Below are 2,886 nucleotides of genomic sequence, written 5' to 3'. Positions count from 1 at the left end.
CGGCGCTATGGAACCGAAAGCATCAGTCTGAGTGTCGGACGGGTGAGCGGCGCGAACGTGATGGAAGTGATGAAGGGGTTGCGGGTTGCCAATCGTGAACTGAACGAAGGGATTCTCAAACGCGAAGGGTTGGAACTGTTTCAGTACTACGACGAGACCGAATACATCGAATCGGCGATCGCGTTGGTGGTGCAAAACATGCTGATCGGCAGCGCCGCGACGATCATCATCTTGATGTTGTTTCTGCATTTCGGACGCGCCACGGTGTTGGCCAGCGTGGCGATCGCGGCGACCGCCGTCGCGTCGGTGTATGTCTCGCCCTGGTTCTACGTCGGTACCGTCGTGCTGATTTTCGTCTTGGGCTATCGCATCGCACGCGGTGCATTGGTCGCGGCGGTGGCGATTCCGATCAGCATCGCCGGGGCGTTTTTGTGCATGACGCTATTGGGGCGTTCGTTGAACGTGATCTCGCTGGCGGGGATGGCCTTCGCCGTCGGCATGCTGGTCGACAACGCGGTCGTCGTGTTGGAAAACATCACCCGGCGAAAACAGCTCGGCGAGACCGCTTTTGTCGCAGCGTCACGGGGCGTCGGCGAAGTCGGCGGCGCGATCGTGGCATCGACGCTCACGACGATCGCCGTGTTTTTACCGGTGATTTTCGTGCAAGCCACGGCGGGGCAATTGTTTCGCGACATCGCCCTGGCGATCAGTTGTGGCATCGCATTTTCCATGCTCGTCTCGTTCACCGTGATTCCGACCGCAGCGTCGCGTTTGTTTGCCCGCCGGCGTTCTCGTAGCGACGCGGGCAGGGAAACGTCTGACGGTCTGTCCGACGATCAACTGGGCGGCCGATCGGACGCCCAATCGGACGGTTGGTTCGAGCGGACCACGCGCGGTGCCGCCTCGGCGCTGGTCGGTTCGGTCGTCGGTTTCAACTCTTGGGTGCTCCGTTCCCGATTGCGTTCGATCGCGGTCGTGTTGGTGATGACGGGCCTCTCGGTCGGACTCAGCTATCTGTTGTGGCCGAAGGTCGAATACCTGCCGACGGGGAACCGCAACTTCGTGTTCGCACGGTTTTCGCTTCCGGCCGGTTACAACCTGGACGAGCTGTCCGACATCGGCGCGATCGTCGAGCAGCGATTGCGGCCGGTTTGGGACGTCGACGAAGGCAGTGCGGCTACCGACGGCTCGGACGCTCCGGTTTTGGATTACTACTTTTGCTCGATCCGCGAGCGAAGTCTGTTCATGGGGTTTCGCGCCCGAGACCCCGAGCGGGCGTCGGAGTTGGTTCCGTTGATTCGCCAGGCCGGCGCCGGGTTGCCGGGGATCCGCGTGATGGCGTCCCAATCCAGCTTGTTCGGTCGGGGCATGTCGGGCGGACGGACAATCGACATCGAGATCTCCGGTCCCGATCTGGAACGGCTGGTCGTCATCGCCGGTCGCGTGCTCGACGACGTGGAACGGTTGATGCCCGAGGGCCAAGCGTCGGCCCAGCCGAGTCTGGAACTGTCCAGTCCGGAAATTCATCTCAAACCCAAGTTGTTGGCGGCATCCGAGATGGGGATCGACACGACCGACCTCGGGTACGTCGCCGATGCCATGGTCGATGGGGCCTATGCCGGTGATTATTACGTGGGTGGTGACAAGATCGACATGACGATCAAGGGACCGACCGGTCGCAACGCGGATCCGCAGGCGTTGATGTCGCTGCCGTTGGCGACCGGTGACGGAGAAGTCGTTCCCTTGATGGCGGTCGCAGAGATGCAATATGGCAGCGGGCCGGAACAAATCCAGCGCCGTGAACGATTGCGTTCGATCACCGTCGAAGTCAGCCCGCCGGATGACATGCCGCTGGAAGCCGCTATGGAACTGGTCAATGGCCAAATCATCGCGCCGTTGGTCGACGAGGGGACGATCGGCAATGAGTACTTTGTGGCTTTGTCGGGTACCGCGGATAAGTTGCGGCAAGCCTGGGACGCGCTCCGTTTCAATATCCTGATGGCGGTGCTGATCACGTATCTGTTGATGGCCGCACTGTTCGAGTCTTGGCTCTATCCCTTTGTGGTCATCTTCAGCGTGCCACTGGGTGCGGTCGGCGGCATCGTCGGGTTGTGGGTGTTGAACCTGTTTGTCCCCCAGTCGTTGGACGTGCTGACGATGCTCGGGTTCATTATCTTGATCGGCACGGTGGTCAACAACGCAATTTTGATCGTGCACCAATCATTGGTTCACATGCGCGAAGAACATCTTGCGCCGATCCAAGCGGTGCCGATGAGTGTCCGCACGCGGATTCGTCCGATTTGTATCACCACGTTGACGACCGTGTTGGGGTTGTTGCCGTTGGTGGTGTTTCCGGGTGCGGGCAGCGAGTTGTATCGCGGGCTGGGCGTCGTCTTTTTGGGCGGAATGATTGTTTCGACCTGCTTCACGCTGGTGCTCGTTCCGGTCGTCTTTGTCCTGTTCATGGATCTTAGGACATCGCTCAAGTTGGCACCCGAGTCGATGCACCAGTACGAGGATGTCGAATCGCCGGCGTTGCAACCGGCAGGGGTGTGAGGGCGGAGGGGGCTGCTGTGAAGCAGTTCAGGTTGCAGCGAGTGGGAATCGTCTGAAGGCTAGACACCAACATGCGCTGGTGTGCAGGCTTCAGCCGCTCGTCTTGCTGCTTCGCAGCGCGTGAGGGATCGCCTAAAGGCTAGACACCAACGTGCGCTGGTGTGCAGGCTTCAGCCGCTCGGTTCGCTGCTCCGCAGCGAGTGGGAATCGCCTGAAGGCTAGACACCAACGGGCGCTGGTGTGCAGGCTTTAGCCGCTCGGTTCGCTGCTTCGCAGCGACCGGGAATCGCCTAAAGGCTAGACACCAACGTGCGCTGGTGTGCAGGCTTT

1 protein-coding gene is annotated in these 2,886 nt (G+C 60.6%); it reads left to right on the top strand.

The window, feature by feature from the left end; translation table 11 throughout:
* On the top strand, positions 1 to 2,556 hold a 2,556-nt coding region (locus tag ABX749_RS28205), incomplete at its 5' end, for an efflux RND transporter permease subunit (RefSeq protein WP_372898967.1).
* Positions 2,557 to 2,886: the final 330 nt, after the last annotated feature.

The sequence above is a fragment of the Stieleria sp. genome (assembly GCF_041595215.1).
Taxonomy (GTDB): Bacteria; Planctomycetota; Planctomycetia; order Pirellulales; family Pirellulaceae; genus Stieleria; species Stieleria magnilauensis.
This window is presented reverse-complemented; position numbering and strand designations above follow the sequence as displayed.